Consider the following 3,491-nt stretch of genomic DNA (forward strand, 5'->3'; position numbering starts at 1 on the left):
TCGCCATCGCACGCATGGCCGCTCACATAACCTATGTTTCCGAAGGCGCCCTGAAGCGGAAATTCGATCGCGGCCTGCAGGACCGGGACAAGACGAGTTTCAGCTTCGATGCCGATTTCCAGGTCGAATCCTATCTGCGTCATCAGGGCCATTCCTTCGTCGACCGGTTTGACGCCAATTCCTATCTCTATGTGACGCGGGCCATGGATTATTACGATCTTGCCGCGCGGTATGGCGGGCGGCTGGCCGATGCCTTCGTCAATACGCCGGTGCGCTTCTGTCTCTTTTCGTTTTCGTCTGACTGGCACTATCCCCCGCAATCAACGCGTGAGATCACGCGGGCACTGGCGGCCGCGGGCGCTGAGGTGAGCTATCTCGAGATCGAGACCGACAACGGACATGACGCGTTCTTCCTCGAAGAGCCTGTCTTTGAAGACGCGCTCGCGGGATTTTTGAGCGCCAATGCAGACAAGCGGGGCATCTGATGGCGGACGTCGGGAAGCTGCGCGCAGACCATGAAGCGATTGCCGCCATTGTCCCGCAAGGGGCCCGCGTCCTCGATGTCGGCTGCGGCAATGGCGACCTTCTGCAGCTTCTGCGGGAGCGCAAGCAGGTGGATGCGCGCGGGCTCGAACTGTCGAGCGAACTGGCAGGCCTGGCGCTGGCGCGTGGGCTCTCCGTGATCCAGGGCGACGCCGACAGCGATCTGGAAGTGTTTCCGGACGATGGGTTTGATGTATCGATCCTGTCCAAGGCCATCCAGCAGATGCGCCGGCCGGACTTCGTTCTTGAAGAACTCTCGCGCATCGCGCCCGATGTCGTCGTGTCTTTCCGCAATTACGGGCTGTGGTCGCGCCGGCTGTCACTGCTGCAGTCTGGCCGCATGCCGGGCCACCGCGTCTGGCATGACGAGGCCGCTCTCCACCCGTCGACGGCCCGGGATATGATCGAGCTGTGCCGGGAGCTGGGCCTCGAAACCGTCGCCATGGCGCCTGTCAATGCCGGCAAGGTCGGCACGTTCAGGGAAAACGGATTGTCCCGGCTGAACTGGGCGGCTGACGAAGTCATCCTGCACCTGCGCCGGGCATAGAAAAGCCGGCCGGGCCCTGACCCCCGACCGGCTCTTACACAATCCTCAAGGGACCGTGCGTTTGTCCTAGCTGCTTAGCGCTTGTTCGTTCTTCTCGCCGGTGCGGATGCGAATGACCGAATCGAGGCCAGAGACGAAAATCTTGCCGTCGCCGATCGTGCCGGTGTTTGCCGCGCCCATGATCGCTTCGACCAGACGGTCGATGTCGCCCGCGGCGCAGGCCACTTCGACTTTGACTTTCGGCAGCAGACGAACTTCGTATTCAGCGCCGCGATAGACTTCCGTTTTGCCTTGCTGGCGCCCATAGCCGCGCACTTCTGAGACTGTCAGGCCAGCTACGCCCGCCTCGCTCAACGCGTCTATGACAGCATCCAGCCGGCTTGGCTTGAAGATGGCAGTAATCAGTTTCATGGCCCCAGAGCCTCCCATTGTTCAACTTCGCCAACAAAGCGCGTGGCGCGTGCAGGGTCAACGCGTGTTTTCCGCCGATTTTCAACGCATTCCAGCTCTGCCTCTTTTCTAGGCAGTTGTGCTGCACCTTTGCGCCTCGCTGCAAGAGAGGTCGCAGGGGCGACCGCTCCGCTACCCGGCTTAGCATACATTCTCTTTGTTGCCTCGACCAAAACAACCCCGCCGAGACCTGGAGCGAAAATCTGACCGACTTTCTCCCATGCTTCGGCGCCAGAAACGAAAAACCCGTATTTCACCGGCGGCATATGCACAGCCGTCGTACTGGCTGTGACCTGTAGCAGGTGATCGTTCAGATAGGTAATCAGCTGGCGGCGCGTCCACGGACGGCCATGGCCGAACGGCGTGCCTTCGATGAGCGACCAGCTGCTCTTTCGGTTGGCCACGGCAACCAGCATCCGCCCTTCCGGCGCGAGCAGGCGCCAGGCCTCCCGCAGCACGGCGCGCGGGCTGTCAGCTTCCTCGATCGCGTGGAGCAGGATGATGCGATCGAAGACCCCGTCAGCAAAAGGCAGGCGGTCCTCTTCGGCCAGACAGGTGGAGATGCCGCGGTCTGAGGCTGCCCAGCTGGTTTCCTTGCCCATATGCGGCGTTGCAGAAATGCAGGCCTTGCTCGTCGCGGCGAACCCGGTGAGCAGCGGCCGGGCATAGCCCATGCCGAGCAGGTTGAGCCCAGCACAGTCGCCCCACAGGTCTCCGAGGCGTTTCAGCATCAGGAACTGAGCCGCCTTTCCGAGCCGGCTGGCATAGAAGTCTTCAAGATCGCCGGCGCGCAGTCGCATGAAACCTCTTGTTTCGTAAAGCCATCATGTCGTTAAATAGGGTCATGATAGATGTACACCAATTCCCCTGCCTGAATGATAATTACGGTTTCCTCGTCCATGACAGGGCCTCCGGCGAGACCGCAGCTATCGATACGCCCGATGGCGGCAAGTATCTCAGCGAGGCCGAAAGCCTCGGCTGGACCATTACCGCGATCTGGAACACGCATTGGCATCCGGACCATGCCGGCGGCAATCTGGCGATCAAGGAAAAGACAGACTGCAAGATCTTCGGTCCGGCCGGCGAAGCGGAGAAAATTCCGGGCATCGACCAGCCCCTGAGCGGGGGCGATACGGTCAAGCTCGGCGAATGGACAGCAAAAATCATCGATGTGCCCGGCCACACGCTGGGCCATATCGCCTATCATATCGCCGATGCGGAGCTTGCCTTTGTCGGCGATGCCCTCTTCGCCCTTGGCTGCGGCCGCGTCTTCGAGGGCGACCCGAAAATGATGTGGACGAGCCTGTCGCGTCTCAAGGAACTGCCGCCGGAAACGACGCTCTATTGCGCGCATGAATATACAGAAGCGAATGCGAAATTCGCCGTCACCGTCGATCCGGATAATGCCGCGCTCGCAGCCTATGCAAGCGATGTCAGGATGAAGCGCCAGCGCGGCGACTGGACGGTGCCGACGACGCTTTCCAGGGAGCTGAAGGCCAATCCGTTCCTGCGCGCAGACGATGAGGCGCTGCAGGCGGCCATGGGCCATCCCGGCGATCCGGTCTCGACCTTTGCGGAAATCCGGTCCCGCAAGGACCATTTCTAGGCGATGGCAGGCCTCTCAGGCGACCTTGGTGCCAATGAAATCATCCGCTTGCTCAGGCTGACACCCCATCCTGAAGGCGGCCATTACACTGAAGTCTATCGTGCCGAAGGCGACGGCCGCGCCGCCTGCACGACGATCTATTATCTGCTTCAGGCTGATGAAGTCTCGGCCTGGCACCGAGTTGACGCCGATGAGGTCTGGGCCTGGCATGCCGGCGGGCCGCTCTCGCTCACCCTGTCGCCGCCGGATGGCAAAGGCGCGAGCGCCCACACGCTCGGGCCGGAATTGCGGGCCGGGCAGGAGCCGCACATCGTCGTCCCGAAGCTTCACTGGCAGACCGCCGAA

General features: G+C 61.7%; 5 protein-coding genes and 1 pseudogene. 4 read left to right on the forward strand and 2 right to left on the reverse strand.

Annotated features, from left to right (window positions below):
- Nucleotides 1-485: pseudogene (metX, locus tag WA989_RS13460) on the forward strand (homoserine O-acetyltransferase); the annotation flags it as partial.
- Nucleotides 485-1,090, forward strand: a complete 606-nt coding sequence (locus WA989_RS13465; protein ID WP_424341005.1) for a methionine biosynthesis protein MetW — start codon at nucleotides 485-487, stop codon at nucleotides 1,088-1,090. The pseudogene metX and the gene WA989_RS13465, both read left to right, overlap by 1 nt.
- A 66-nt stretch (nucleotides 1,091-1,156) precedes the next feature.
- Here WA989_RS13465 and WA989_RS13470 read toward each other — a convergent pair whose 3' ends face one another.
- Together WA989_RS13470 and WA989_RS13475 are read right to left on the reverse strand one after the other, a co-directional pair.
- Nucleotides 1,157-1,501 carry a P-II family nitrogen regulator gene (locus WA989_RS13470; RefSeq protein ID WP_424341006.1) on the reverse strand — a complete coding sequence of 115 codons (345 nt, stop codon included), beginning with the start codon at nucleotides 1,499-1,501 and terminating at the stop codon, nucleotides 1,157-1,159.
- Nucleotides 1,498-2,340: a class I SAM-dependent methyltransferase gene (locus WA989_RS13475; RefSeq protein ID WP_424341007.1), complete on the reverse strand. Its 843-nt coding sequence runs from the start codon at nucleotides 2,338-2,340 to the stop codon at nucleotides 1,498-1,500. The genes WA989_RS13470 and WA989_RS13475 overlap by 4 nt, the downstream gene beginning before the upstream one ends.
- A gap of 44 nt (nucleotides 2,341-2,384) precedes the next feature.
- On the opposite strand from WA989_RS13475, the gene gloB reads away from it, so the two are divergent.
- A complete protein-coding gene (gene gloB, locus WA989_RS13480) occupies nucleotides 2,385-3,146 on the forward strand; it encodes a hydroxyacylglutathione hydrolase (protein WP_424341008.1) in 762 nt (253 codons plus the stop codon).
- A 3-nt stretch (nucleotides 3,147-3,149) separates the two neighbouring features.
- Nucleotides 3,150-3,491 (forward strand): cupin domain-containing protein (locus WA989_RS13485; RefSeq protein WP_424341009.1); only part of this gene is annotated, 342 nt, incomplete at its 3' end.

This window comes from Henriciella sp., from assembly GCF_049649345.1.
Classification (GTDB): Bacteria; Pseudomonadota; Alphaproteobacteria; order Caulobacterales; family Hyphomonadaceae; genus Henriciella.